This window comes from Methylobacterium jeotgali (genome assembly GCF_022179345.1).
GTDB classification, from domain to species: domain Bacteria; phylum Pseudomonadota; class Alphaproteobacteria; order Rhizobiales; family Beijerinckiaceae; genus Methylobacterium; species Methylobacterium jeotgali.
Map to the genome: position 1 here is coordinate 71,003 of NZ_BPQR01000038.1, position 25,346 is coordinate 96,348.

Here is a 25,346-nt window from a genome sequence, read left to right on the forward strand (position 1 = left end):
TGGCCGGGGTCCGTCCGGCCCTGGCACCGCCGCGCCGGGATCGCGTAGGATCGCGCCATGCAGCCCTATCACCACCTGATCCGGCGAATCCTCGACGAGGGCGTGCGTAAGGAGGACCGCACCGGCACCGGCACGCTCTCCGTGTTCGGCCACCAGATGCGCTTCGACCTCTCGGACGGCTTCCCCCTCGTCACCACGAAGCGGCTGCATCTGCGCTCGATCGTCCACGAGCTGCTCTGGTTCCTGGCCGGCGACACCAACGTCGCCGCGCTCCGCGAGAACGGCGTCACCATCTGGGACGAGTGGGCGGACGCGAATGGCGACCTCGGCCCGGTCTACGGGGCGCAGTGGCGCTCTTGGAAGAAGCCCGATGGCGGCACCGTTGACCAGATCGCCTGGGTCGTCGATGAGATCCGCCGCAACCCCGATTCCCGCCGGCTCGTCGTCAGCGCCTGGAATCCGGGCGAGTTGGAGAAGATGGCGCTGGCGCCCTGCCACTGCCTGTTCCAGTTCTACGTCGCCGAGGGGCGGCTCTCCTGCCAGCTCTACCAGCGCTCGGCGGACGTGTTCCTCGGCGTGCCCTTCAATATCGCGAGCTACGCGCTGCTGACCGCGATGATCGCGCAGGTGACGGGGCTGCGGCCGGGCGCGTTCGTCCACACCTTCGGCGACGCGCATCTCTACCTGAACCATCGGGAGCAGGCCCACACGCTTCTCGCCCGCGCCCCCCGGCCGCTGCCGCGCCTGCGGCTGAACCCGGAGGTGACGGACCTCTTCGCCTTCCGCTTCGAGGACATTACGATCGAGGGCTACGACCCTCATCCCGCGATCGCCGCGCCCGTCGCGGTCTGAGCTTCGTTCGATTCCCTCGAGAGCCCCATGCCCCTCGTCACCCTCGTCGTCGCGGCGGCCCGCAACGGCGTCATCGGCCGCGACAACGGCCTCGCCTGGCGCCTGCGCAGCGATCTGCGCCGCTTCCGCGCGCTGACCATGGGCAAGCCGATCCTGATGGGCCGGCGCACCTTCGCCTCCATCGGCAAGGCGCTGCCCGGCCGCCGCAACATCGTGCTGACCCGCGACCGGAGCTTCGAGGCCCCCGAGATCGTCGCGATCCACGACTGGGAGGCGGCGCTGGCGGCCGCCGGAGACGCGCCGGAGCTGATGGTCGTCGGCGGGGCCGAGATCTACCGCATGGCGCTTCCCGTGGCCGACCGCATCCATCTCACCGAGGTCGACGCCGAGCCCGAGGGCGACACGTTCCTGCCCGAGTACGATCGTGCCGCCTACCGCGAGACGCTGCGGGAATCGCACGCCCCGGGGGAGGGCGACGAGCACGCCTTCACCTATATCGATCTCGAACGGACGCGGTGACGCGCGGGGCCCCGCGTTAATCCCGTTTCCATCCAGGGGCGACCGGTCGCGGCCGGAGCGGCTTGCCTTGGCCGTGGGCGATGCCCACCTGCCTTGACAGGACGGAGCGCTCTCCCTCAGGTGCAGGGCGCCCGCAGACGGCCCGAAGTTTCCATCAGGCGATGAGGACGCGGTCCGGATGGCGCGGGTGCCCCGCGGCGAGATCAGGAGAACACGTCGAGGATGCCTTGGAGCAATCAGAGCGGCGGCGGTGGCGGGGGCGGACCCTGGGGCCGTGGCAGCGGGAACGGCGGCGGGCCCTGGGGCGGCGGGGGCGGCGGCAAGACCCCGCCTGATCTCGAGGATCTCCTCCGTCGCGGCCAGGATCGCCTGCGCGGCGTCATCCCCGGCGGGGGCGGCTCCCTCGGCGGCGGCCGCGGCCTGCTCTTCGTGGCCGCGCTCGTGGCGGGCGGCTGGCTGCTTACCGGCTTCTACACCGTGGCGCCGAACCAGGTCGGCATCGAGACGATCTTCGGCCGCTACGTCGGCGCCAAGGGTGAGGGCCTGCGCTACAACTTCCCCTATCCGGTCGGCGGCGTCGTGAAGCCGAACGTGGGGCAGGTGAACTCCATCCAGATCGGCTACCGGGCCGGCGTCGGCGCGCAGGCGCGCCCCCGCGACCTGCCCGAGGAGAGCCTGATGCTCACCGGCGACGAGAACATCGTCGACCTCGACTTCGAGGTGCAGTGGCGCGTCAACCCGCTCAAGGCCTCGGACTACGTGTTCAACCTCCAGAACCCGGAGGGCACCATCAAGGCCATCGCCGAGAGCGCGATGCGCGAGGTGGTCGGCCGGCGCAACATCCAGGCGATCCTCACCAACGAGCAGTCGAGCGTCGCCCAGGAGGTCAAGGAGATCACTCAGAGCGCGCTGGACGAGTACGGGGCCGGCGTGCGCATCGAGGTGGTGCAGCTCGTCAGCGTCAACCCGCCCCCCGAGGTGCGGCCCGCCTTCATCGACGTGAACGCCGCCCAGCAGGACGCCGAGCGCGTCCAGAACGAGGCCAAGACCTATGCCAGCCGCGAGGTCCCGCAGGCCCGCGGCCGCGCCTCCCAGATCGTCCAGGCGTCGGAGGCCTACAAGACGCAGTCGACCGCCGACGCCACCGGTCAGGCGGCCCGCTTCGGGCAGGTCTACGAGTCCTACAAGACGGCCCCCGAGGTCAGCCGCGAGCGCATCTTCCTCGAGACCATGGAGAGGGTCTTCGGCGCCGTGAACAAGGTCATCATCGATCAGTCGGGGCCGGGCGGCGCCAATGCCGCCGCGGCGGGCGTGCTGCCCGTGCTGCCCCTCACGGAGCCCGGCACCCGCACCGCCGGCCAGCAGGGGGGAGCCACGCGATGAACCGTCAGGCGCTCCGCACCGGGCTCGTGGTCATCGCGGCCCTTCTCGCGGTCTCGTTCTACGCCTCGGTCTTCACCGTAGGGCAGATGCAGCAGGCGCTGGTGCTCCAGTTCGGCCGCGTCCGCGCCGTGCTGAACCAGACCGGTGAGGACCGGCCGGGCCTCTACTTCAAGCTGCCGTTCATGGAGAACGTGATCATCTTCGACAAGCGGGTCCTCGACCTCGACCTGCCCGTCCAGACGCTGCTCACCGCCGACCGGCAGAATCTCGAGGTCGACGCCTTCGCCCGCTACCGGATCACCGATCCGCTGCGCTTCTACCAGTCGGTCGGCAACCTGGGGCTGGCCAACCAGCGCCTGGCGAGCTTCGCCAACTCGTCCCTGCGCAACGTGCTCGCCCGCTCGACCCGCGACGCGATCGTCAAGACCGACCGCATGCGGCTGATGAACGAGATCCAGGACGACGTGAACCGGCAGGCGAAGTCGCTCGGCGTCGAGATCGTCGACCTGCGCATGACCCGCGTCGATCTGCCCGCGCAGAACTCCTCGGCCGTCTACGAGCGCATGAAGACCGAGCGCAAGCGCGAGGCTGCCGACATCCGCGCCAACGGCGACCAGATTGCCGCGACGATTCGCGCCAAGGCCGACCGCGACGTGACGGTGATCCTCGCCGAGGCCAACCAGAAGTCCGAGGAGCTGCGCGGCGAGGGCGACGCGGAGAAGAACCGCATCCTCGCCGAGGCCTTCGGCAAGGATCCGGGCTTCTTCGCCTTCTACCGCTCGATGCAGGCCTACGAGGCCGGGCTCAAGGGCTCGGACACCCGCCTCGTGATCAGCCCGAACTCGGACTTCTTCCGCTACTTCGGCGATCCGCAGGGCCGGGGGAGGGCCGCAACGACCGGCTCGACCGCGGGCGCGACGCGCTGACCCGCGACTCTTGAACCACCGGGCCGGGAGCCGATCTAAGAGCTCCCGACCCGCCGCGGCCACGGGCCGACGCGGCATGGGCCGCTCCGGGCGGAATCGCGACGCGCCGAGCCAGGGGCTGCCTTCCGAAGGGCGGCCCCGCACAGGACAGGGACCGTTCCTTGGAGATCAGCACCATGCCTTGCCCCGCGAGCGCCGGCCCGGCGCGCCGTCCGCAGCGCGCCCGCGCCATGCTGGCGGCCCTCCTGATCGGCGCGACCGTCGCAGGCAGCGCCCTGCCGCCGCCCGCCTTCGCCAAGGGCCCCGAGTCGCTCGCCGACCTCGCCGCGCAGGTGACGGATGCCGTCGTGAACATCTCCGCCTCGACCACCGTCGAGGCGCGGGCCGGGCGCGCCGGCCCGCAGCTGCCGCCGGGCACGCCCTTCGAGGACCTGTTCGAGGAGTTCTTCAACCGCCGCGGCGGCCGTGGCGGCGGCGGAGGCGGCGAGGGCGAGGCGCCCCGGCCTCAGCGCAAGTCGAACTCGCTCGGCTCCGGCTTCATCATCGACGCCTCCGGCATCGTGGTCACGAACAACCACGTCATCGGCGACGCCAACGACATCCAGGTCATCCTCAGCGACGGCACCAAGCTGAAGGCCGAGATCGTCGGCAAGGATTCGAAGATCGACCTCGCCGTGCTCCGGGTGAAGCCCACCGCCGAGCGCCCGCTCAAGGCCGTGCCCTTCGGGAACTCGGACACGATGCGGCCGGGCGACTGGGTGATCGCCATCGGCAACCCGTTCGGCCTCGGCGGCTCGGTCTCGGCCGGCATCGTCTCGGCGCGGGGCCGCAACATCGAGTCCGGCCCCTATGACAACTACATCCAGACGGATGCCGCCATCAACAAGGGCAACTCCGGCGGGCCGCTGTTCAACATGAACGGCGAGGTCATCGGCATCAACACCGCGATCCTGTCGCCCACCGGCGGCTCGGTCGGCATCGGCTTCGCGGTGCCCTCGGGCACGGCCAAGCCCGTGATCGACCAGCTCCGCGAGTTCGGCGAGGTCCGCCGCGGCTGGCTCGGCGTGCGCATCCAGAACGTCGACGACGCTACCGCCGAGGCGCTGGGCCTCAAGGGCGGCGCCCGTGGCGCGCTGGTGGCTGGCGTCGACGAGAAGGGCCCGGCTAAGACCGCCGGTCTCGAGGTCGGCGACGTGATCGTGCGCTTCAACGGCGACGCGGTGAAGGCCTCGAGCGACCTGCCGCGCATCGTCGCGGCGACGCCCGTCGGCAAGACCGTGGACGTCGTCATCGTCCGCAAGGGCGAGGAGACCACCAAGCCCGTGACCCTGGGGCGCCTGGAGGATGGCACCGACAAGGCCAAGCCTGCGAGCCTGCGCCAGCCCGAGGCCGAGAGCGCCGTGCGGCAGGTGCTCGGCATGAACCTCTCCAGCATGACCGACGAGCTGCGCAAGCGCTACTCGATCAAGGACACCGTCAAGGGCGTCGTCGTCACCCGCGTCGACCCCAACTCGACGGCGGCCGACAAGCGCATCCAGCCCGGCGAAACCGTGGTCGAGGTCGGCCAGGAGGCGGTGAACAGCCCCGCCGACGTCTCGAAGCGGATCGACGCCCTCAAGAAGGAGGGCCGCAAGTCGGTGCTGCTCCTCGTGGCGGCAGCCGGCGGCGACGTACGCTTCGTGGCGGTCGGCTTGGAGTAGCACGCCGCCCGCCGGGTTTGGTTCGGCGGGAAGCCACCTGAGATTGCGGAAGCCGGGTCCGGTCGGGCCCGGCTTTCTCGTTCAGGCCGCGACGAACGCGCTCGCGGCGTAGCCCTGGAGGTAGAGAAGGGCGGTGAGGTCGCCGTGCTCGATCCGGGCGCGCGCCTGCGCGGCCACCGCGGGCTTCGCCCGGAAGGCGACGCCGAGCCCGGCCTCGGCCAGCATGTCGAGATCGTTCGCGCCGTCGCCGACGGCCATCGTCGCGGCGGGGCCGAGACCCGTCTTCTCCCGCAGCTCGATCAGGGTCTCGCGCTTGGCGGCGCGTCCGACGATCGGCTCGGCGACGGTGCCGTCGAGGCGGCCTTCCGCGAGGCCGAGCCGGTTGGCGCGCTCCTCCTCGAAGCCGATCCGCGCGGCGATCGGCCCCGTGAACAGGCTGAAGCCGCCGGAGACGAGGCAGGTGCGGGCGCCGTGGGCGCGCATGGTCCGCACCAGGGTCGTGCCGCCGGGGGTCAGGGTCAGGCGCTCGGCGATCAGCCCGTCGATGCTCGCGGCCTCGATGCCGGCGAGCAGGGCGACGCGCTCGCGCAGCGCCGGCTCGAAGGCGATCTCGCCCCGCATCGCCCGTTCGGTGATCGCCGCGACCGTCCCCTTGAGGCCGAGCGTATCCGCCAACTCGTCGATGCATTCCTGCTCGATCATGGTCGAATCCATGTCGGCGAGCAGCAGCCGCTTGCGGCGATGCGCGTCGGCGGGAAGCACTGCGATATCGATGGGCTCGGAGCCTAGGGCCGCGCGCAGCGCCGCCTCCGCGTTCTCGGCCGTGTCCTCGTCCAGAAGCAGCTCCGCGGCGACCTCTCCGTGCAGGATGCGGGGCTGATGGCGCGTGCGCAGCACGGCCCGCGCCTCGGCGAGGACGGCGTCGGTGATGGCGGGGCGGGCCGGGTTTGATATCAGGACCGCGACCAAAGCCATCGCGAGGGCCTCCGAACGTGTCCCAACCGCCGACCTGGGCGCCGACCCGCGCCGACCGGCCGGCCGCGATCCTCATCGCAGGGCCGACCGCCTCGGGCAAGTCGGCGCTCGCGACGGCGCTCGCCATCCGTCACGGGGGCGTCGTCGTCAACGCGGACTCGATGCAGGTCTACGCCGACCTGCGGGTGCTCAGCGCCCGTCCCACTCCGGAGGAGGAGGCGCGGGCGCCCCACCGGCTCTACGGCACGGTCGACGCCGCCGTGAACTTCTCCGCCGGGCACTACGCCCGCGCCGTGGCCGCGCTTCTCGAAGGGCTCGACGGACGGCTGCCGGTCTTCGTCGGCGGCACCGGGCTCTACTTCCGCGCCCTGGAGGAGGGGCTCTCCGATCTCCCGACCGTCCCGGAGGCGGTGCGCGCGGAAATCCGGGCCTTCTGCGAGGCGCGCGAGACGCCGGCCCTGCACGCGGCATTGGCCGAGCGGGACCCGCAATCGGCCGGGACCCTGCGGCCGAGCGACCGGGCGCGGGTGATGCGGGCGCTCGAGATCCACGCCGCCACCGGCCGCTCGATCCTGGCGTTCCACGGCACCCGCGTGCCGGGCCCGCTCGCCGGGCGACCTTTGCGAAAAATCTTCCTGGCGCCGGAGCGGGAAGCCCTGCGGGCGCGCATCGACGCCCGCTTCCTGGCGATGATGCAGGCTGGGGCTCTCGACGAGGCGCAAGCCTTACGCGAGCGCCGCCTCGATCCGATGCTTCCGGTGATGCGCGCCCACGGCGTGCCTGGACTCATCGCCCATCTCGACGGACGCATCTCCCGCGAGGAGGCGGTGGCGCGCGGGCAGGGCGACACCCGCCGCTATGCCAAGCGCCAGCTCACCTGGTTTCGCCACCAGATGGGCGATGCCTGGCAGTGGCAGAGCCCGGAGGCGGCGATGGCAGCCGCCCTCGCGGACTAGGATTCAGCGCTCCAGTCGCGCGATCAGGCTCGAGGTGTCCCAGCGGCCGCCGCCCATGCGCTGCACCTCGGCGTAGAACTGGTCGACCAGCGCGCTCACCGGCAGGGAGGCGCCGTTGCGGCGGCCCTCGTCGAGGAGGATGCCGAGGTCCTTGCGCATCCAGTCGACGGCGAAGCCGAAGTCGAAGCTGCCCGTGTCCATGCTCTTGCCGCGGTTCTCCATCTGCCAGGAGCCGGCCGCGCCCTTCGAGATCACCGCGAGCACGTCCTCGACCGAGAGCCCCGCGCGCTTGGCGAAGTGGATGCCCTCGGCCAAGCCCTGCACGAGGCCGGCGATGCAGATCTGGTTGACCATCTTGGTGAGCTGGCCCGAGCCTGACGGGCCCATCAGGCGGCAGGCGCGGGCATAGGCGGCGACCACCGGCTCGACGCGGGCGTAGGCGTCCGCGTCGCCGCCGCACATCACGGTGAGCACGCCGTTCTCGGCGCCCGCCTGTCCGCCGGAGACCGGCGCGTCGATGAAGGCGAGGCCGCGCCCGCCGGCTTCCGCGGCGAGCTCGCGGGCCACCTCGGCCGAGGCCGTGGTGTGGTCGACGAACACGCTGCCGCGATCCATGCCGGCGAAGGCACCGTCCTCGCCGAGGGTCACGCCGCGCAGGTCGTCGTCGTTGCCCACGCAGGCGAACACGATCTCGGCCTCGCGCGCCGCCTCGCGGGGCGTCGCCGCGTGGGCGCCCCCATGGGCCTTCACCCAGGCCTCGGCCTTGGCGCCGGTGCGGTTGTAGACCGTGACCGCGTGGCCCTTCGCCGCGAGATGGCCCGCCATCGGGGCGCCCATCACTCCGAGCCCGAGAAATGCGACCTTCGCCATCCATCCGTCTCCGGAGCGATCCCGTTGCCGCCGGCCGGCGGTCCAGGCGATCTAGGCTTCGGGTTCGGGGCCGTCAAAGGGCGTCTCCGGTCCCGGGAGAGCCGTCACTTCGCTACAACGCGCCGCCGCTGTCCGCGGGGCGTTTAAACGAAAGGTTTTCCTCGCGTTAAATTTTTGTCAGAACGCCCAATGAGGCCGGCCGCGAAGAGCCGCCTCGGAGCGAGGCGTCCATGGGTGCGATTCAGAAACACGGGCCTTGGGCCCTGGTGGGGGCGCTCGGCGCCGCCGCGCTTGCCATCGTCGCGACGACCCGCGGCGAGACCGTCAACGCCCTCTGGGTCGTGGTGGCCGCGGTCTGCGTCTACCTGATCGCCTACCGCTACTACTCGCTCTACATCGCCGAGAACGTGATGCGGCTCGACCCGGCCCGCCAGACGCCAGCGCATCGCCACAACGACGGCCTCGACTACGTCCCCACCAACAAGACCGTCCTGTTCGGCCACCACTTCGCGGCGATCGCGGGCGCCGGCCCTCTCGTTGGCCCGGTGCTCGCCGCGCAGATGGGCTACCTGCCCGGCATGCTCTGGATCCTCGCCGGCGTGGTGCTGGCCGGCGCCGTGCAGGACTTCATGGTCCTGTTCATCTCCATGCGCCGCGACGGCCGCTCGCTCGGCGAGCTGATCCGGGCGGAGCTCGGCGTCATCCCCGGCGTGATCGCGCTGTTCGGCACCTTCCTGATCATGATCATCCTGCTCGCTGTGCTGGCCATGATCGTGGTCAAGGCGCTCGCGGAGAGCCCCTGGGGCACCTTCACCGTCGCGGCGACGATCCCGATCGCGATGCTGATGGGGCTCTACGCCCGCTATGTCCGGCCCGGGAAGGTCGGCGAGGTCTCGGTCATCGGCTTCCTCCTGCTCATGGCCGCCATCGTCTACGGCGGCCGTATCGCCGCCGATCCCTACTGGGGCCCGGCCTTCACCTTCACCGGCGTGCAGCTCACTTGGATGCTGATCGGCTACGGGTTCGTCGCCGCCATCCTGCCCGTCTGGCTGCTGCTCGCCCCGCGCGACTACCTCTCGACCTTCCTCAAGATCGGCACCATCATCGGCCTGGCGCTGGGCATCGTCTTCGTCGCCCCGCACATGCAGATGCCGGCGATGACGAAGTTCGTGGACGGCACCGGCCCGGTCTGGGCGGGCAGCCTGTTCCCGTTCCTGTTCATCACCATCGCCTGCGGCGCCGTTTCCGGCTTCCACGCCCTGATCTCGTCGGGCACCACGCCGAAGCTCGTCGACAACGAGGTCGACACGCGCTTCATCGGCTACGGCGGCATGCTCATGGAGAGCTTCGTCGCGATCATGGCGCTCGTCGCCGCGAGCGTGATCGATCCGGGCATCTACTTCACCATGAACTCGCCGGGCGCCCTGCTCGGCACCACGCCCGAGACCGCGGCGGCGGCCGTGACCAATCTCGGCTTCCCGATCGCGCCTGAGGTGATCGCCCAGACCGCCAAGGACGTCGGCGAGCACTCGATCATCTCGCGCACCGGCGGCGCCCCGACGCTCGCGGTCGGCATGGCCCACATCATCTCCTCGGCCATCGGCGGCAAGGCGATGATGGCCTTCTGGTACCACTTCGCGATCCTGTTCGAGGCGCTGTTCATCCTCACCGCCGTCGATGCGGGCACGCGGGCCGGCCGCTTCATGCTGCAGGACCTGCTCGGCCTCGTCTCGCCGGCCTTCAAGGATACCACGTCCTGGGTGCCGAGCGTGCTCGCCACTGCGCTCTGTGTGGGGGCCTGGGGCTACTTCCTCTACCAGGGCGTCACGGACCCGCTCGGCGGCATCTACACCCTCTGGCCGCTCTTCGGCATCTCGAACCAGATGCTGGCGGCGGTGGCGCTGACGCTCGCGACGGTGGTGATCTTCAAGATGAAGCGCGAGCGCTACGCGTTCGTGACCATCATCCCGACCGTGTGGCTGTGCATCTGCACGCTGACCGCCGGCTGGCAGAAGATCTTCTCGCCCGACCCGAAGATCGGCTTCCTCTCCCACGCGGACCGGTTCTCGGCGGCTATCGCCGAGGGCAAGGTGCTGGGTCCGGCCAAGAACATGGCCGACATGCACAAGATCGTCTTCAACGATCGCGTGGACGCCGTGCTCGCGGTGCTCTTCGTCGGCCTCGTCCTGGCGATCGTGGTGTTCGGCACGATGGCCTGCATCAAGGCCTACCGGGCCGACCGCTGGACGGCTCTCGAGGCCGATCCGAAGCTCGCCCCGGCGGAGTGAGGCTGACATGACCGCACCGGCGCAGAGCTTTCGCGACCGCCTGAAGGCGTTCAACAAATGCGTCTGCGACGGGGCGCGGCTGATGGTGGGGCAGGGCGACTACGGCACCTACGTCGCCCACATTGCGAAGACCCATCCCGATCAGGCGCCGATGACCGAGCGGGAGTTCTTCCGGAACCGGGAGAACGCCCGCTTCGGCGTCGGCAACAGCTCCGGCTTCCGCTGCTGCTGAGACGGGATCGGGGCCGGGCCCGGCACTCTTTTCGCCCTCGGCGCGTTCCCACCCGGATGCGGCGTCGAGGGAGACCGAGGGTGACGGAGCAGGTGGGCGAGCGGCCGGAGCCGGCCAGGGTCGCGATCGAAGAGCCCTGGGAGCGGGCCTACTGGGCGCGCCGCTTCATGGTGCCCGTCGAGCGGATCGAGGCCGCCGTCGCGCAGGTCGGCGGCGATCCGGCGACCGTCGCCGCCCATCTCGGCCGCGAATGGCCGGGACACGAGCCCCTGGTCTGACACGTGCGGAGGCGGTGCGTTTCCTCGCCGCCCGCACGATCTTCCCGCCCGGGCCGTCGAATCCCGGTGGGCACGCCCCTCACGGCGCTTGACTTGGCGGCGCCGCAGCCCATCCCTCTGCCGTTGAGCGGGAGGCGGGCATGAGCATCTTTCAGGACGCGATCCTTCGGTTCGGCCGGACCATCATGTCCTATGCCGGCGACGCGGTGTTCCTCCAGGGCGCGGTCTCGGCGGCAGCCAACGTCATCATCGCCGACGGCGACGTGGACGAGGAGGAGGTCGAGGCGGCGATCGCCGGCATGCGTGCGAACCCGATCCTCGAGAAATCCTACGACACGCTGCGCATCGAGCAGGAGCTCTACGAGGCGATCGCCCGCGCCAAGACCCGCGCCGGCCGCATCGAGAACCTCCGGTTCTGCGAGGCCCTGGCGGAACGGCCCCTGTCGCAGCGGCAGGACGTGTTCCTGATCGCGGCGGACGTCGCCGATTTCGGCGGCATCAGCGAGGTCGAGCACAAGGCGCTCGACGAGATCGCGCTGTCGCTCAAGGTCGAGAAGTCCGCGCTGTTGCGCTGAGGGCCGAGTTCTCCGGCAAATGCGTTTGGCTAGTCTTTGGACCGTACCAATGGCCCTAGCCAACGTCACCGAAGCTGTCTAGCTTCCGCCGCGATCCTGCAAGGGGAGTAGGCATGGAATCCGTTGCCGGCCACATCGACGGGGCTCCGCGTCCCTCAGGCGCCATCACCTTCGATCGCAGCCTCAAGGGTCTCACGGGGATTGCAGTCAAGGGCTTCCTGCTCTCGCTGATCACCTTCGGCATCTACCGGTTCTGGTACATCACCAACCTGCGGCGCTACTTCTGGAGCCGCACCACCGTCGACGGCAGCCCGGGCGAGTACACCGGCACCGGCAAGGAGCTGTTCCTCGGCTTCCTCGTCGCCCTGGCGATCCTGGTGCCGATCTACATCGCGATCTTCGCGCTCTCGCTGATGAGCCCGGCGCTCGCGGCCTTCGGCGGCGTGCTCTCCTTCGTGATCCTCTACCTGCTCGGCCAGTACGCGATCTATCGCGGGCGCCGCTACCGGGCGAGCCGCACCCTGTGGCGCGGCATCCGCCTGGGCCAGGACGGCTCCGCCTGGGCCTATGCCGGGATGGCGGCCGGATGGTCGCTCCTGACCGTCGTCACCCTCGGCCTCGCCTTCCCCTTCATGCGCGCGAGCCTGGAGCGCTACCGCATCCGCCACACGCTGATCGGCACCGCGCGGATGGACTCGACCGCGCGCGGCACGCAGCTCCTGCCCTACTGGCTGGTCTTCTACGGCGTCGTGCTGCTGCCGCTGCTGGCCGCCGCCGCCTACTTCCTCGTGGCGGCGGGCTTCAAGATCCCCACCGATCTGATGGTGGCGAAGCCCGGCAAGCCCGGCGACTTCATCATGAACCCAACCTACGCGGGCACGCCCGTCGCCACCGCGCTCACGGTGCTGGGCTTCATCGGCCCGGTCGGGGTCATCGCTGCGCTGCTGCTGATCCCGTTCTACCGGGCGCGGGAGACGCGCCTGTTCATGAACGCGGCGAGCCTCGGCTCCGTCACGCTCTCCTCGACGCTGCGCGCGCGCCAGTTCTACTGGCCCTACATCGTCTACTTCCTGTCGATCCTGGGGTTCTTCCTGGTGATCGTGCTCGTCTTCCTCGGCCTCGGCCTGCTGATCGGCCTCGGCGGGGGCCGCGAGCCCGGCGGCTTCAGCGCCGTGCATGCGCTGCTGCTCTTCACGACGCTCGCCGCCTATCTCGGCGCCGGTCTCCTCTTCGCGGTGCTCTACGTGCGCATCATCCAGGCCCGGCTCTGGGCCGCGGTCGCGGAGTCGACGCAGGTCCACGGCACGGAGGCGCTCGCGCAGATCGTCGCCTCGAGCCGGGCGCCGGCCAGCGGCCTCAACGAGGGTCTCGCCGACGCCCTCGACGTCGGCGGCGCGCTGCAGATCGGGTTCTAGAGTTGGTCCAGGAGAAGTGGACCCCGGTTCTCCGTCAGGACCAACGATCCGACGAGAACTCAGGGTCTGTCAGGCGTTTCAACAAGCACCTGACAGACCCTAGAGCGTTCGCAGTAGGCGATTCCTCGCCGACGGCGGCCTAGATGCAGCCCATCACCGCCACCGGCGCCTGCTTCGACGGGGTGAGCGCCCGCCCGTACCCGGTCACGATCCGCGTCACGGACCGCTTTGAGGTCCGTGGCGAGGGGGTCTTTCACGACTGGAACCTCCTCGACCTGCGCGCCGCCGACGCCGCTGCGCCGCTGATGCGGGTCGGCCCCGTCGGCAGCCTGATCCGGGTCGAGTTCACGGACGCGACGCTCGCCGCGGTGCTGCCGCTGCGCTGCCCCGACCTCGCCCGGCGCGAGAGCGAGGAGGGCGGCACGCTGCGCCTCGTGCTCTGGTCGATCGCGGCCGGCGTCTCCGTGATCCTCGTCGCCCTGTTCGGCGTGCCGCTGCTCGCCGGCGTGCTCGCGCCGATGGTTCCGGATGCCGTCGAGGAGAGGCTCGGCGCCGCGGTCGAGGGCCAGATCGTCGACATCCTCGGCAAGCCGCCGCTCTGCACCGAGGCTGCCGGCAAGGCCGCCCTCGATCGGCTCGTCGCCAAGCTCGTCGCCGGCCGCGGCCTTCCGGGCAGCGTCAGCGTCACGGTCCGCCGGCACAAGATGGCCAACGCCCTCACGCTGCCCGGCGCGCGGGTGATCATGCTCTCGGACGTGCTCGTGAAATCCGAGACACCGGACGAGTTCGCCGCGATCCTCGCCCACGAACTCGGCCACGTCGCCACCCGCGACCCGACCCGCTCGCTGATCCAGAGCTCCGGCACCGCCTTCCTGCTCAGCCTCGTGTTCGGCGACCTCACCGGCTCGACCATCATCGTCGCGGCGGGGCAGGCGATCGTCTCGGCCGGCTACAGCCGCGATGCCGAGCGCCGGGCCGACGCCTACGCCGTCGACACCCTGAACGCCGCCGGCGGCAACGGCGCGGCCCTGGCCTCGATCCTCGAGCGCATCGCCAAGGACGGGGACAGCGAGACGGGCGCCTTCCTGCGCAGTCATCCCTTCACCCGCGAGCGGGCGGCCTCGATCCGCGAGCGGGCGGGCCCCGAGGCAGCGGGCCGGCGCATCATCGCCGAGGCGGACTGGGTGGCTTTGAAGGGCATCTGCCCCGGCCTGCCCGCCGCCAAGCCCTCCGAGAGCAAACCTTCCGAGAGCAAGCCGAAGCCGCCGGGCCCCCGCCGCGAGCGCAAGGCGCCCGACGAGCCGGTCGACCTGTAGCGGCGCGCCTGCGGCAACGGGGCGCCTACGCGCGTCGGGCATAGACATTCTCCGGCAACATTTCGGAGATTGTCTCTCCCCCTGTATGCAGCATGCAGGGGCTGGCGCCGGCCGGGAGGCAGCGCGCGGCGGGCGGCACGGGCACCAAGGGCGGCATGGGCCTCGTACTCTACGCGCTGAAGTATCGCGTCACCGTCTACGTGCTCGCCGTGCTGATGATGCTCGGCGGCGGGGCGGCGATCGTCGTCATGCCGAAGGACGTGCTGCCGACCGTCGACATCCCCGTCGTCGTGATCGTGTGGACCTATAACGGCCTCTCCGCGCCCGAGATGGAGCAGCGGATCACGACCTATTCCGAGTACGGAATCTCCAACAACGTCAACAACATCGCCCGGATGGAATCGACGAGCCTCCAGGGCACCTCGGTGATGAAGGTCTATTTCGACCAATCCGTCTCGATCGACCTCGCCATCGCGCAGATCGTCTCCTCGACGAACTCGATTCGCGCTACCATGCCCCCCGGCGTGCAGCCGCCGGTGATCCTGCGCTTCTCCGCCTCCTCGGTGCCGGTCATCCAGCTTTCCCTGGCCTCGACCAAGGAGAGCCTCACCAAGATCTACGATTACGCCCAGTACCGCATCCGCCAGCGGCTCACGCAGGTGCCCGGCTCGACGCTGCCCTCGCCCTTCGGCGGCGCCCCGCGCCAGATCATGGTCGATCTCGACGCCCAGGCCCTGCGGGCGCTGGGGCTGACACCGCTCGACGTGACGAACGCGATGAGCGCGCAGAACCTCACCGTGCCCTCGGGCCTCGCCAAGATCGGCGAGCAGCAGTACCCGGTGCGCCTCAACGCGACGCCGGAGGCGATCGCCGCCCTCAACGAGATCCCGATCAAGGTCGTGGACCGCCAGCCCGTGCTGGTGCGCGACGTGGCGCATGTGCGCGACGGCGGCCCGCCCCAGGTCAACATCGTGCGCGCGGACGGGCTCAGCTCCGTGCTGATGCGGGTCTTCAAGAACGGCACCGCCTCGACGCTCGACGTCGTCAACAACGTCAAGAAGGCGCTGCCCGACATCCAGGCGGCCGCCCCCGAGGGCATGACCCTCAAGCCGCTCTTCGACCAGTCGGTCTTCGTCTCCGCGGCGATCGAGGGCGTGGTGCACGAGGCGATCATCGCCGCCTGCCTCACCGGTCTGACGATCCTGCTCTTCCTCGGTTCCTGGCGCTCGACGATCATCGTGCTGATCTCGATCCCGCTCTCGATCCTGACCTCGCTCGCGATCCTCGGCGCGCTCGGCGAGACCATCAACGTGATGACGCTCGGCGGCCTGGCGCTTGCCGTCGGCATCCTCGTCGACGACGCGACGGTGGCCATCGAGAACACCTACCGGATGTTCGAGGAGGGCGAGCCGTTCCGGAAGTCGGTGGTCGAGGGCGCGGCGAGCATCGCCAAGCCGACCCTGATCTCGACGCTCTCGATCTGCGCCGCCTTCACCTCGGTCTTCGCGCTCGCCGACACGCCGAAGTACCTGTTCACGCCCCAGGCGCTCGCGGTCGTGTTCGCGATGCTGACCTCCTACGTCCTCTCCCGCACCCTGGTGCCGGTGCTGATCGACGTGCTCGTCGCCCGCGAGTACGCCGCCCATCACGGGCAGGCGGCCGAGGCGGCGCCCCGGCAGGGCCGCGTCGCGCGGGCCCTCTCCATCCTGACGGGGCCGGTGTTCCGCCTCGCCGGCCGTTTCCGCGCGGGGTTCGAGGCGCGCTTCGCCCGCTTCCATCGCGGCTATCTCGGGCTGCTGCACGCGGTGGTCCGGCGCCGCGCGGTGACGCTCGCCTGCGTCGGTCTCGTCTTCGCGGGCTCGGCGGGGCTCTTCGTCTTCGTCGGCCAGGACTACTTCCCGCAGGTCGCCTCGGGGCAGATCACCATGCACCTGCGCACCCGGCCGGGCATGCGCATCGAGACCGCGGACCAGACCTTCGCGGAGGTCGAGAAGACCGTGCGCGAGGTCATCCCCGAAGGGGAGATCGATCAGGTCCTGACCAATCTCGGCCTGCCGTCGAACAACTACAACTTCGCCTTCTCCGACGGCTCCTTCGTCGCCTACAACGACGGCCAGATGCTCATCAACCTCAAGGAAGGGCACGGCTCCGTCGCCGACTACACCCGCAGCCTGCGGGAGACCCTGCGCGAGCGCTTCCCCGATCTCGTCGTCTACTTCCAACCGTCCGACATCATCACCCAGATCCTCAACTTCGGCACGCTGGCGCAGATCGACATCCAGGTCTCGGGCCGCAACACCGAGAAGGATCTCGCCGCGGCGCAGCGCATCGTGCAGCGGGTAAGCGCGGTGCGCGGCGCCGTCGACGTGCATCTCCACCAGATCGTCAACACGCCGCAGTTCTTCGTGGACGTCGACCGGCGGCTCGCCTCCGAGCTCGGCCTGACGCAGCAGCAGGTCGCCCAGGGGCTCAACGTCTCCCTGTCGGGCTCCTTCCAGGTGACGCCGAACTTCTGGTCGGACCCGAAGACCGGCATCCCCTACCAGCTCTGGGTGCAGACCCCGGAGTACCGGACGGACTCGCTGACGGCGCTGCGCAACACCCCGCTCCTCGCGCAGGCCGCGGCCGACCGGCCGGGGGTGCTGACGCTGCTCTCCAGCGTCTCCGACATCCGCCGGGTCGGCGGGCAGACGGTGATCAACCACGTCAACACCGCGCCGACCTTCAACATCTACGCCGCCGTGCAGGACGTCGATCTCGGCTCGGTCGCCCGCGAGATCCGGAAGATCGTCGCCGAGGAGCAGAAGAGCCTGCCCGCGCCCGACAAGATCACGGTGCGCGGCCAGATCGAGAACATGGACTCGGCCTTCTTCCGCCTCGGCGTCGGCCTCGCCATCGCGCTGGTGGCCGTCTACCTCCTGATGGCGATCAACTATCAGAGTTGGGGCGACCCGTTCGTGGTGCTCGCCGCCCTGCCGCTCGCCTTCTGCGGCATCGTCTTCAGCCTGTTCGTGACGGGCACGAGCTTCTCGATCCCCTCGCTGTTCGGGGCGATCATGTCGGTGGGCATCGCCTCGGCCAACTCGATCCTGCTCGTCACCTTCGCCCGCGAGCACCGGGAGGCGACGGGCTGCTCGGCTGCGGAGGCCGCGATCCTCGCCGGCGACACCCGCCTGCGCCCGGTGCTGATGACGGCGGGCGCCATGTTCCTCGGCCTGATCCCGATGGCGCTCGGCACGGGCGAGGGCGGCGAGCAGAACGCCGCGCTCGCCCGCGCGGTGATGGGCGGCATCGCCTTCGGCACGCCCTCGACGCTGCTGTTCGTGCCCTTCCTCTACACGCTGCTGCGCGGCGCCGAGGTGAAGCCGCCGCAGGACTACGCCTGATCGGTCAGAGGACCCGGTGCATCACCAGGGCGTCCACGAAGCCGAGCCTGGGATGGTGGAAGGCGTCTGGCAGCCGCCCGACCTCCGTGAAGCCGAGGGAGCGCCACAGCCGCACTGCGCCCTCGTTGCTCGCCACGACGAAGTTGAACTGCATGGCGCGAAAGCCCCGCGCACGGGCCCGCTCCATTGCCGCCTCGCACAGGGCTCGGCCGACGCCCCGGCCCCGCGCGGCCTCGGAGGTGGCGAAGGCCGCGTTGGCGACATGCGCGCCGCCTCCGCGCTGGTTCGCCTTGAGGTAGGCGGCCCCGAGGAGCCGGCCCGTGTCCTCGGCGACCAGCACCTCGTGCTCCGGTGCGCACCAGGTGGCATGCGCCTCGGCCTCGCTCTGGTCGCGGGGCAGAGCGTAGGTCTCGCCCGCCCGGATCACCGGCTCCAGGATCGCCCAGATGCCCGCCCGGTCGCCTTCCGCGAAGGCTCGGACGTTCAAGCTCACGCGCTCGCCTGCGCCGATGCTCGCTCGATCAGCCCCCCGATCGCGGGGACGAGCCCTTCATAGTGCTCGATGACCTTATCGGGTCCGAGCTCCGCCACGGGCGTATCGGTGTAGCCGAAGGTGACGGCGACGACGGGGATGCCGGCGGCCTTGGCCGCCTCGATGTCGGCGCGGGAATCGCCCACCATCACCGCGCGGGCCGGGTCGCCGCCGGCTCGCCCCACCGTCTCGGTGATGTGGCGCGGGTCGGGCTTGAAGAAGGGGAAGGTGTCGCGCCCGCAGATCGCCGCGAAGCGTGCGCCGATGCCGAGCCTGTCGAGAAGCTCGACCGCGTGCACCTCGACCTTGTTGGTGCAGACCGCGAGCAGGAACCCGTCCGCCTGGAGCCGGTCCAATGCCTCGACGACGCCCGGATAGAGGTGCGAGCGGTCGCAGAGATGCCGGCCGTAATGCTCGAGGAAGGCGTGGAACAGCGCTTCCAGCCGCTCCGCCGGCAGGGGCTCGCCGGCCGCCGCGAAGCCCCGCTGGATCAGGGCCTTGGCGCCGGCGCCGATCATGTCCCGGGCCTGCTCCAGGGGCAGCTCCGGCAAGCCCTCGCGGGCGAGGAGCGCATTGAGCGTGCCGACGAGGTCGGGCGCGGTCTCGGCGAGCGTCCCGTCGAGGTCGAACACGGCGATGGGGGGCAGGCTCGGCATGACGGTCCTTGGCGGTGGCGTGCCTCTGCTACGCGCGCGGGCTCGCCGCGGCAACCGCGTGGGGCCCCGGCATCCGCGCCCAACACTTGCCCGAAATCTCGCCGACAGGTGCGGTTTCCCCACCGAGACCGACGATGCGCCTCCTCTCCGCCGCCTGCCTGATCCTTCTCGCCGCGCCGGCCCTCGGCGCTTCCTTCGAGTTCGTGCCGGCGCCCCAGATCGACCTCAACCGGGTCTACCGCGTCGACAAGGTGACGGGGGAGGTGACCTCCTGCCAGTACGGCTTGCGTGAGGGTGGTGGCATCGGTCAGACGCTGTGCTTCGGGCCGGGCGAGGGCGCCGGCTCGCAGGCGCCCTCCGAGTACGGCCTCGTCGCCTCCCGCCACACCCGCGAGGCCGGCGTGTTCCGGGTCAACTACCGCACGGGCGAGATGAGCATCTGCTACGTGCAGGTGAAGGAGGAGGTCGTGGTCTGCACGCCTCAAGCGAACCCCTCGACCGCCGAGGCGGCGCCCGCCGCGCAGCCCGGCCGCACCGTGCCGAGCGCAACGCCCGCGCAGGGCGGCCGCCCGTAGTCAGAGGCGTTTGCCGGGCGGATGCGGCGTGCTAGGGGCACGGCGACCCGCCCGGACCTGCGTTCCCGAGCGCATGATGGCATCCGAACACCCGGAGACGACCCGTTGAGCGCCCCCGACCTGAAGCGCGCGGCCGCGCTCGCGGCCCTCGACCTTGTCGAGCCGGGGATGCGGCTCGGCATCGGCACCGGCAGCACGGCGGCGGCCTTCATCGAGGTGCTGGGCGAGCGGGTGCGCGAGGGCCTCGACATCGTCGGCGTGCCGACCTCGGAGGCGACCTACACCGCCGCCACCCGCGCCGGCATCCGGATGGCGACCCTGGAGGAGCTGCCGGAGCTCGATCTCACCATCGACGGCACCGACGAGGTCGACGGCCGGCTGCGGCTGATCAAGGGCGGCGGCGCGGCGCTGCTGCGCGAGAAGATCGTCGCCTGCGCCAGCCGGCGCATGGTGGTGATCGCCGATGCGAGCAAGCGCGTCGACACCCTCGGCGCCTTCCCGCTGCCCATCGAGGTCAACGCCTTCGGCCTCGCCGCCACCCGCCGCGGCGTCGAGCGGGCCATCGCGCGGTCGGGCTGCGCCGGTGCGCTGAGCCTTCGGCTCGGCGCCGACGGCGCGCCGCTGACGACCGATGGCGGACACCGCATCCTCGACGCGCGCCTCGGCGCCATTCCCGACCCGGAGGCGCTCTCGGGCCTGCTCTGGAGCGTGCCCGGCGTCGTCGAGCACGGCCTGTTCCTCGGCATCTGCGACGCCGCGATCCTCGCTGAGGCCCGCGACGGCAGGGCCGAGATCGTCACCCTCGGCACCCCCCGCGCCGCCTGACCCCCGAACCATCAAGCTTTAGAGACGACCCGGAGGCCGCCCATGTTCCGCCGTCCCGCCCTCGCGGCGATCCTCGCCCTCGCCCTCGTGCCCGGCGCCGCCCCCGCGCAGACCACGAAGCCCGCTCCGCAGAAGGCGGCGCCGCAGAAGCCCGGCACGCCGACCCCGGCCGCCGCGCCCCAGCCCGAGATCAGCGCGAGCCACTTGGCGCTCGCGCGTGAGGTGATGCTCGCCTCCGGCATCGGCCGCTCCTTCGACTCGATCATCCCGACCTTCGACCAGCAGATCCGCCAGCAGACCCTGACCCGGCCGGAATTGAGCAAGGACCTCGACGAGGTTCTCAACGGCCTCCAGCCGGAGATGGAGCTGCAGAAGCAGCGGATGATCGACATCGCCGCGCGCATCTACGCGAGTCAGCTCAGCGAGGCGGAGCTGAACGACATCGCGACCTTCTTCCGCTCGCCCGCCGGCAAGCGTTACGTGGGGACGCAGCCGCAGATCCTCGACCAGATGGTCCAGGCCATGCAGGGCTGGACACAGGAGGTCTCGCAATACGTGATGATCCGCGTGCGCGCCGAGATGGGCAAGCGGGGCCACGAGCTTCAGTAGCCGGCAAGAGAGCTTCGTGAGAGAGGGCGGCGTGAGCGTCGCCGCGCGCTTCCGCAGCCTCGGCACGGCCTGCCTCGCGGCGCTGCCGCTGCTGATGGCGCTCGCCAACCGGTCGAGCCCGCTCTTCGTCGGCCTCGCGGCGCTCGCCTTCCTGATCGCGGCGCTGATCGAGGAGCGGGAGGACCTGGCGGCCACGCTTCTCGAACCGCTCGCCACGCCGCTCGGCGCGAGCGCGCTCGCCTTCCTCGGCTGGTGCCTCGTCTCGATCGCCTGGAGCCCGTTCCCCGCCCTGTCCTGGCGGGTCGCGGGCGAGTTCCTGCCGACGGTTCTGGCGGCCTACCTCCTGGCGCGGCTCGCGCCGGGCCGGCTCTCCGGCTTCGCCCTGCCGCTCGCGGTCGCCGCCACCGCGGCGGCTTCTCTCTACATCGCCGTCGGGATGCTCGGCGGCCTGCCCGTTCAGAAGGCGCTCGGCATGCGGGTGGCCGAGTTCGTCTTCAACCGGCCGGTTCTCACCCTGCTGCTGATCGCCAGTCCGCTCGCCTATGCCGCGATCCGACGCGGTTGGCGTCTCGCTGGGATCGCGGTCCTCGCCTTCGCGCTTCTCGCCGTCCTCGCCTCGGTGAGCGGGGCCGCGCGCCTCGGCCTCGCGGCGAGCCTCGCGGGGGCGCTTGCCGCGCGGTTCCTGCCGCGCCCGGCCGCCCTCGGGCTCGCCGGGCTCGGGCTCGGGCTCTGCGTGGCGCTCGCCCCGGTGGAGGGCGACGTGCTCGCCCGGTTCATGCCCGAGGCGGCGCATGAGCGGCTGGTGCAGTCTTCGTCGCGGGCCCGGGTCGCCATCGCCCGCAGCTTCGGCGCGGCGGTGGCGGAAGACCCCTGGCGGGGGGCGGGCTACGGCACCGCGGCGCGGTTCGCCGAGACCGGCGTTGCCCAGCGCCTCGATCCCGAGATGCGCGAGCTTCTGCCCGTCGGCCACCCGCATAACAGCTTCCTTCAGGTCTGGGCCGAGCTCGGCCTGCCCGGCGCCTTCCTGGCCGGTCTCGCCCTCATGCTGATGCTGCGGGCGGTCGCCGGGTATCCGCCGGGCGCCTTCGCGGCGGCGATCGGCCTCGCGGCGGCGGCCGCCGCGGTCGCCTTCGTGGAACACGGCGCCTGGCAGGGCTGGTGGACGGCCGGCCTCGGCGCTGCCATCACCTGGCTCCGGCACGGCCTTGCCGGGGCCGAGACCGGGACGAGACCATGAGCGAGCCTTTCGACGTCGACCTCTTCGTCATCGGCGGCGGCTCGGGGGGCGTGCGTGCCGCGCGGATCGCCGCCGGCTACGGCGCCCGCGTGCGGCTCGCCGAGGAGTACCGGGTCGGCGGCACCTGCGTGATCCGCGGCTGCGTCCCGAAGAAGCTGATGGTCTATGCCGGCCGCTTCCGGGACGAGTTCGAGGACGCGGCGGGCTTCGGCTGGGAGGTCGGCACGCCGCGCTTCGACTGGGCTCGCCTCAAGGAGCGGCGCGACGCCGAGATCACCCGGCTCGAGGCGATCTACGACACCAACCTCCAGCGCTCCGGCGTCGAGATCGTCCGCGACCGGGCGGTGATCGAGGACCCGCACACGGTCCGCCTCGTCGCCTCCGGCGAGCGGGTGCGGGCGCGGGTGATCCTGGTCGCGGTCGGCGGCACGGCCGTGAAGGAGCCGGCGATCCCCGGCGCCGAGCACGCCATCACCTCGGACGGGGTGTTCGAGCTGACGCGCCTGCCGGAGCGCATCCTCGTCGTCGGCGGCGGCTACATCGCCGTCGAGTTCGCCGGCGTCTTCGCGGCGCTCGGCTCGAAGACGACGCTCCTGCACCGGGGCGAGAAGCTGTTGCGCGGCTTCGACGAGGAGGTCCGCGACGCGCTGGGCCATGCCTACGCGGCCCGCATGGACCTGCGCCTCGGCCGTACCGTCTCCCGACTGGAGCGGCGGGCGGGGGGCATCGCCGCCTGCCTCGACGGGGGCGAGGAGATCGAGGTCGATCAGGTGCTCGTGGCGACGGGCCGGCGCCCGAACACCGCCGGGCTCGGGCTGGAGGCGGTCGGCATCGAGACCGACCGGGCCGGCGCCATCCCCGTCGATGCCTATTCGCAGACCAAGGTACCCTCGATCTACGCGGTCGGCGACGTCACCAACCGGGCGAACCTCACGCCGGTGGCGATCCGCGAGGGTCACGCCTTCGCCGACACCGTGTTCGGCAACCGCCCGGCCTGCGTCGACCACCGCCTGATCCCGACCGCGGTGTTCTCGACGCCCGAGATCGGCGTCGTCGGACACAACGAGGACGTTGCCCGGGAGTGCTACGGGGCGATCGACGTCTACAAGTCGAGCTTCCGACCGATGAAGGCGACGCTCTCCGGCCGTGAGGAGCGCACCTTGATGAAGGTGCTCGTCGACTGCGCCAGCGACCGGGTGGTCGGCGTCCACGTCGTCGGCCACGATGCCGGCGAGATCATCCAGGCGGTCGGCATCGCCGTGACCATGGGCGCGACGAAGGCCGATTTCGACCGCACCATCGCCGTCCACCCGACCGCGAGCGAGGAGCTCGTCACCATGCGGGTGCCGGCGGTGGTGAAGAAGCCGGTCGGCGTCGGTTAGGCGCCCCGATTCGAGGCGGAACCGGCGGGACTCGACGCCGGACGAGGCCGGTCTAGATCAGCCCCATGGGCAAGCGGGACGAAGCACACGCGAGGCGGCAGGCCATCATCGACGGGATGCTGGCCGATGCCCTGCGTCCGGCCTACACCTATCGCCTGCCGAGCCGGGCGACCCTGCCCGCCGACATCCGCCGCGCCATCGACGCGCTGCTCGCCACCGCCGAGGAACGGCGGACCCGCTCCCTCACCTACGACGATCTCGAGGAGGCGCTGCCGCCCCGCGATGTGTCCGCCGAGGACCTGGAGGCGATCTTCTGGGTGCTCGCCGAGCACGGCATCGAGGTGGAGGAGGGGCAGGAAGGCTCCTGACGCAGGCCACCCCGTCCTCAGTCCGCTCGCAAACTTCCGAGGACCGCTCTATAAGCCGCGCTTCCCGCGCGGAACCTTCCGCGCCGCAGCCTGCCGAGAGGTGGACGGGAGAGGACGATGAGCGAGCGTTGGACACCGAGCACATGGCGCAACCTGCCGATCCAGCAGGTGCCCCAGTATCCGGACGCCGACGCGCTCAAGGGCGTCGAGGCCCAGCTCTCGAGCTTTCCGCCTCTCGTCTTCGCCGGTGAGGCACGCAAGCTGAAGGCGTCGCTGGCCAGCGTCGGCGAGGGCAAGGCCTTCCTGCTCCAGGGCGGCGACTGCGCCGAGAGCTTCGACGAGCACTCCGCCGACAACATCCGCGACTTCTTCCGCGTCTTCCTGCAGATGGCGCTGGTGCTGACCTTCGCCGGCGGCTCGCCGGTGGTGAAGGTCGGACGGATCGCCGGACAGTTCGCCAAGCCGCGCTCCTCGCCGACCGAGACGCTGGAAGGCGTCTCGCTGCCGAGCTACCGCGGCGACATCATCAACGGCATCGGCTTCAGCGAGGAGGCGCGGGTGCCCGATCCGCGCCGGCAGCTCGAGGCCTACCGGCAGTCGGCGGCGACCCTGAACCTGCTGCGCGCCTTCGCGACGGGCGGCTACGCCAACCTCGACAACGCGCAGCGCTGGATGCTCGGCTTCGTGAAGGACTCGCCGCAATCCTCGCGCTACGCCGACGTGGCGGGCCGGATGTCGGACGCGCTCGACTTCATGCGCGCCATCGGCATCAATCCGGAGACGCACCAGGAGGTGCGCACGACGGATTTCTACACGAGCCACGAGGCGCTGCTGCTCGGCTACGAGGAGGCGCTGACCCGCGTCGATTCGACGACCGGCGACTGGTATGCCACCTCCGGCCACATGCTCTGGATCGGCGACCGCACCCGGCAGCCGGACCACGCCCATGTCGAGTACGCTCGCGGCATTCGCAACCCGATCGGCCTGAAATGCGGGCCCTCGACCACGCCGGAGGGGCTGATCCGCCTCATCGACCTCCTCAACCCGGAGGACGAGGCCGGTCGCCTGACGCTGATCTGCCGGTTCGGCGCCGACAAGGCGGCCGAGCACCTGCCGAACCTGATCCGGGCCGTCGAGCGCGAGGGGCGGAAGGCGGTCTGGGTCTGCGACCCGATGCACGGCAACACCATCGCCGCCGGCCGCTACAAGACGCGGCCCTTCGAGCGGGTGATGTCGGAGATCGAGACCTTCTTCGAAGTCCACCGCGCGGAGGGCACGGTGCCCGGCGGCATCCATCTCGAGATGACGGGCAAGGACGTGACCGAGTGCACGGGCGGCGCCCGCGCGCTGACCGCCGACGACCTTCAGGACCGCTACCACACCTACTGCGATCCGCGCCTCAACGCGGAGCAGGCCCTGGAGGTGGCTTTCCTGACGGCGGAACTCGTCAAGCGCGACCGCGGCGAGATCGAGCATCCCCGTCTCGACGCG

General features: G+C 70.9%; 24 protein-coding genes. 20 read left to right on the plus strand and 4 right to left on the minus strand.

Features of this window, described 5'->3' with window-relative positions:
* The first annotated feature begins 57 nt into the window (after positions 1-57).
* The 5 genes from MFF04_RS11610 (at position 58) to MFF04_RS11630 (ending at position 5,380) form a co-directional block, all read left to right on the plus strand.
* Complete coding sequence (locus tag MFF04_RS11610; RefSeq protein ID WP_238275908.1) at positions 58-852, plus strand: thymidylate synthase; 795 nt, start codon at positions 58-60, stop codon at positions 850-852.
* Between the two features lie 27 nt (positions 853-879).
* Positions 880-1,371: a dihydrofolate reductase gene (locus MFF04_RS11615; RefSeq protein WP_238275909.1), complete on the plus strand. Its 492-nt coding sequence runs from the start codon at positions 880-882 to the stop codon at positions 1,369-1,371.
* Between the two features lie 222 nt (positions 1,372-1,593).
* Entirely contained in the window at positions 1,594-2,754 is a 1,161-nt protein-coding gene (hflK, locus tag MFF04_RS11620; protein ID WP_238275910.1) for an FtsH protease activity modulator HflK, read from the plus strand.
* Entirely contained in the window at positions 2,751-3,680 is a 930-nt protein-coding gene (gene hflC / locus MFF04_RS11625) for a protease modulator HflC (RefSeq protein WP_238275911.1), read from the plus strand. Before hflK ends, hflC begins: the two co-directional genes overlap by 4 nt.
* Before the next feature lie 176 nt (positions 3,681-3,856).
* On the plus strand, positions 3,857-5,380 hold the full coding sequence (locus MFF04_RS11630; protein ID WP_238275913.1) for a Do family serine endopeptidase: 1,524 nt from the start codon (positions 3,857-3,859) through the stop codon (positions 5,378-5,380).
* A gap of 81 nt (positions 5,381-5,461) precedes the next feature.
* Here MFF04_RS11630 and serB read toward each other — a convergent pair whose 3' ends face one another.
* Positions 5,462-6,355 carry a phosphoserine phosphatase SerB gene (gene serB, locus MFF04_RS11635; protein WP_238275915.1) on the minus strand — a complete coding sequence of 298 codons (894 nt, stop codon included), beginning with the start codon at positions 6,353-6,355 and terminating at the stop codon, positions 5,462-5,464.
* 17 nt (positions 6,356-6,372) lie between these two features.
* On the opposite strand from serB, the gene miaA reads away from it, so the two are divergent.
* A complete protein-coding gene (gene miaA, locus MFF04_RS11640) occupies positions 6,373-7,311 on the plus strand; it encodes a tRNA (adenosine(37)-N6)-dimethylallyltransferase MiaA (protein ID WP_238275917.1) in 939 nt (312 codons plus the stop codon).
* A gap of 3 nt (positions 7,312-7,314) precedes the next feature.
* On the opposite strand, the gene MFF04_RS11645 is transcribed toward miaA, so the two are convergent.
* Positions 7,315-8,181: an NAD(P)-dependent oxidoreductase gene (locus MFF04_RS11645; RefSeq protein WP_238275919.1), complete on the minus strand. Its 867-nt coding sequence runs from the start codon at positions 8,179-8,181 to the stop codon at positions 7,315-7,317.
* Positions 8,182-8,411: 230 nt separating this feature from the next.
* Here MFF04_RS11645 and MFF04_RS11650 point away from each other — a divergent pair, with 230 nt between their 5' ends.
* The 7 genes from MFF04_RS11650 to MFF04_RS11680 all read left to right on the plus strand — a co-directional run bounded on the left by MFF04_RS11650 (position 8,412) and on the right by MFF04_RS11680 (position 17,671).
* On the plus strand, positions 8,412-10,469 hold the full coding sequence (locus MFF04_RS11650) for a carbon starvation CstA family protein (RefSeq protein WP_238275921.1): 2,058 nt from the start codon (positions 8,412-8,414) through the stop codon (positions 10,467-10,469).
* Positions 10,470-10,476: 7 nt separating this feature from the next.
* Positions 10,477-10,701 carry a YbdD/YjiX family protein gene (locus MFF04_RS11655; protein WP_238275923.1) on the plus strand — a complete coding sequence of 75 codons (225 nt, stop codon included), beginning with the start codon at positions 10,477-10,479 and terminating at the stop codon, positions 10,699-10,701.
* Between the two features lie 92 nt (positions 10,702-10,793).
* Entirely contained in the window at positions 10,794-10,979 is a 186-nt protein-coding gene (locus MFF04_RS11660; RefSeq protein WP_373320021.1) for a DUF3606 domain-containing protein, read from the plus strand.
* 140 nt (positions 10,980-11,119) lie between these two features.
* On the plus strand, positions 11,120-11,554 hold the full coding sequence (locus MFF04_RS11665; protein WP_238275927.1) for a tellurite resistance TerB family protein: 435 nt from the start codon (positions 11,120-11,122) through the stop codon (positions 11,552-11,554).
* A gap of 113 nt (positions 11,555-11,667) precedes the next feature.
* A complete protein-coding gene (locus tag MFF04_RS11670; protein WP_238275929.1) occupies positions 11,668-12,969 on the plus strand; it encodes a YjgN family protein in 1,302 nt (433 codons plus the stop codon).
* A gap of 143 nt (positions 12,970-13,112) precedes the next feature.
* Positions 13,113-14,285, plus strand: coding sequence for a M48 family metallopeptidase (locus MFF04_RS11675; RefSeq protein ID WP_238275931.1), 1,173 nt, complete (start codon positions 13,113-13,115; stop codon positions 14,283-14,285).
* A 155-nt stretch (positions 14,286-14,440) separates the two neighbouring features.
* Entirely contained in the window at positions 14,441-17,671 is a 3,231-nt protein-coding gene (locus MFF04_RS11680; RefSeq protein ID WP_238275964.1) for an efflux RND transporter permease subunit, read from the plus strand.
* 4 nt (positions 17,672-17,675) lie between these two features.
* Here the strand turns inward: MFF04_RS11680 and MFF04_RS11685 are convergent, their stop codons facing one another.
* Positions 17,676-18,158: a GNAT family N-acetyltransferase gene (locus MFF04_RS11685; protein WP_373320022.1), complete on the minus strand. Its 483-nt coding sequence runs from the start codon at positions 18,156-18,158 to the stop codon at positions 17,676-17,678.
* Between the two features lie 2 nt (positions 18,159-18,160).
* On the minus strand, positions 18,161-18,859 hold the full coding sequence (gene gph / locus MFF04_RS11690; protein WP_238275935.1) for a phosphoglycolate phosphatase: 699 nt from the start codon (positions 18,857-18,859) through the stop codon (positions 18,161-18,163).
* Positions 18,860-18,993: 134 nt separating this feature from the next.
* Between gph and MFF04_RS11695 the strand changes: the two genes are divergently transcribed.
* The 7 genes from MFF04_RS11695 to MFF04_RS11725 all read left to right on the plus strand — a co-directional run.
* Positions 18,994-19,434: a hypothetical protein gene (locus MFF04_RS11695; RefSeq protein ID WP_238275937.1), complete on the plus strand. Its 441-nt coding sequence runs from the start codon at positions 18,994-18,996 to the stop codon at positions 19,432-19,434.
* A 105-nt stretch (positions 19,435-19,539) separates the two neighbouring features.
* Positions 19,540-20,259, plus strand: a complete 720-nt coding sequence (rpiA, locus tag MFF04_RS11700) for a ribose-5-phosphate isomerase RpiA (protein ID WP_238275939.1) — start codon at positions 19,540-19,542, stop codon at positions 20,257-20,259.
* Between the two features lie 42 nt (positions 20,260-20,301).
* Positions 20,302-20,868 carry a DUF2059 domain-containing protein gene (locus MFF04_RS11705; RefSeq protein ID WP_238275941.1) on the plus strand — a complete coding sequence of 189 codons (567 nt, stop codon included), beginning with the start codon at positions 20,302-20,304 and terminating at the stop codon, positions 20,866-20,868.
* A gap of 91 nt (positions 20,869-20,959) precedes the next feature.
* On the plus strand, positions 20,960-22,105 hold the full coding sequence (locus tag MFF04_RS11710) for an O-antigen ligase family protein (protein WP_373320024.1): 1,146 nt from the start codon (positions 20,960-20,962) through the stop codon (positions 22,103-22,105).
* Positions 22,102-23,487 (plus strand): glutathione-disulfide reductase, encoded by a 1,386-nt coding sequence (gene gor, locus MFF04_RS11715; protein ID WP_238275945.1) that lies wholly within the window; start codon positions 22,102-22,104, stop codon positions 23,485-23,487. Before MFF04_RS11710 ends, gor begins: the two co-directional genes overlap by 4 nt.
* A 65-nt stretch (positions 23,488-23,552) precedes the next feature.
* Complete coding sequence (locus MFF04_RS11720; protein WP_238275947.1) at positions 23,553-23,855, plus strand: RNA polymerase sigma factor region1.1 domain-containing protein; 303 nt, start codon at positions 23,553-23,555, stop codon at positions 23,853-23,855.
* A gap of 117 nt (positions 23,856-23,972) precedes the next feature.
* The coding region (locus MFF04_RS11725) for a class II 3-deoxy-7-phosphoheptulonate synthase (protein ID WP_238275949.1) at positions 23,973-25,346 on the plus strand (1,374 nt) is incomplete at its 3' end.

Excerpts from the sequence above, each read along its gene's own strand:
- MFF04_RS11610 (WP_238275908.1), top strand. The coding sequence starts at position 58 with ATGCAGCCCTATCACCACCTGATCCGGCGAATCCTCGACGAGGGCGTG.
- MFF04_RS11615 (WP_238275909.1), top strand. The coding sequence starts at position 880 with ATGCCCCTCGTCACCCTCGTCGTCGCGGCGGCCCGCAACGGCGTCATC.
- hflK (WP_238275910.1), top strand. The coding sequence starts at position 1,594 with ATGCCTTGGAGCAATCAGAGCGGCGGCGGTGGCGGGGGCGGACCCTGG.
- hflC (WP_238275911.1), top strand. The coding sequence starts at position 2,751 with ATGAACCGTCAGGCGCTCCGCACCGGGCTCGTGGTCATCGCGGCCCTT.
- MFF04_RS11630 (WP_238275913.1), top strand. The coding sequence starts at position 3,857 with ATGCCTTGCCCCGCGAGCGCCGGCCCGGCGCGCCGTCCGCAGCGCGCC.
- serB (WP_238275915.1), bottom strand. The coding sequence starts at position 6,355 with ATGGCTTTGGTCGCGGTCCTGATATCAAACCCGGCCCGCCCCGCCATC.
- MFF04_RS11645 (WP_238275919.1), bottom strand. The coding sequence starts at position 8,181 with ATGGCGAAGGTCGCATTTCTCGGGCTCGGAGTGATGGGCGCCCCGATG.
- MFF04_RS11650 (WP_238275921.1), top strand. The coding sequence starts at position 8,412 with ATGGGTGCGATTCAGAAACACGGGCCTTGGGCCCTGGTGGGGGCGCTC.
- MFF04_RS11655 (WP_238275923.1), top strand. The coding sequence starts at position 10,477 with ATGACCGCACCGGCGCAGAGCTTTCGCGACCGCCTGAAGGCGTTCAAC.
- MFF04_RS11665 (WP_238275927.1), top strand. The coding sequence starts at position 11,120 with ATGAGCATCTTTCAGGACGCGATCCTTCGGTTCGGCCGGACCATCATG.
- MFF04_RS11670 (WP_238275929.1), top strand. The coding sequence starts at position 11,668 with ATGGAATCCGTTGCCGGCCACATCGACGGGGCTCCGCGTCCCTCAGGC.
- MFF04_RS11675 (WP_238275931.1), top strand. The coding sequence starts at position 13,113 with ATGCAGCCCATCACCGCCACCGGCGCCTGCTTCGACGGGGTGAGCGCC.
- MFF04_RS11680 (WP_238275964.1), top strand. The coding sequence starts at position 14,441 with ATGGGCCTCGTACTCTACGCGCTGAAGTATCGCGTCACCGTCTACGTG.
- gph (WP_238275935.1), bottom strand. The coding sequence starts at position 18,859 with ATGCCGAGCCTGCCCCCCATCGCCGTGTTCGACCTCGACGGGACGCTC.
- MFF04_RS11695 (WP_238275937.1), top strand. The coding sequence starts at position 18,994 with ATGCGCCTCCTCTCCGCCGCCTGCCTGATCCTTCTCGCCGCGCCGGCC.
- MFF04_RS11705 (WP_238275941.1), top strand. The coding sequence starts at position 20,302 with ATGTTCCGCCGTCCCGCCCTCGCGGCGATCCTCGCCCTCGCCCTCGTG.
- gor (WP_238275945.1), top strand. The coding sequence starts at position 22,102 with ATGAGCGAGCCTTTCGACGTCGACCTCTTCGTCATCGGCGGCGGCTCG.
- MFF04_RS11720 (WP_238275947.1), top strand. The coding sequence starts at position 23,553 with ATGGGCAAGCGGGACGAAGCACACGCGAGGCGGCAGGCCATCATCGAC.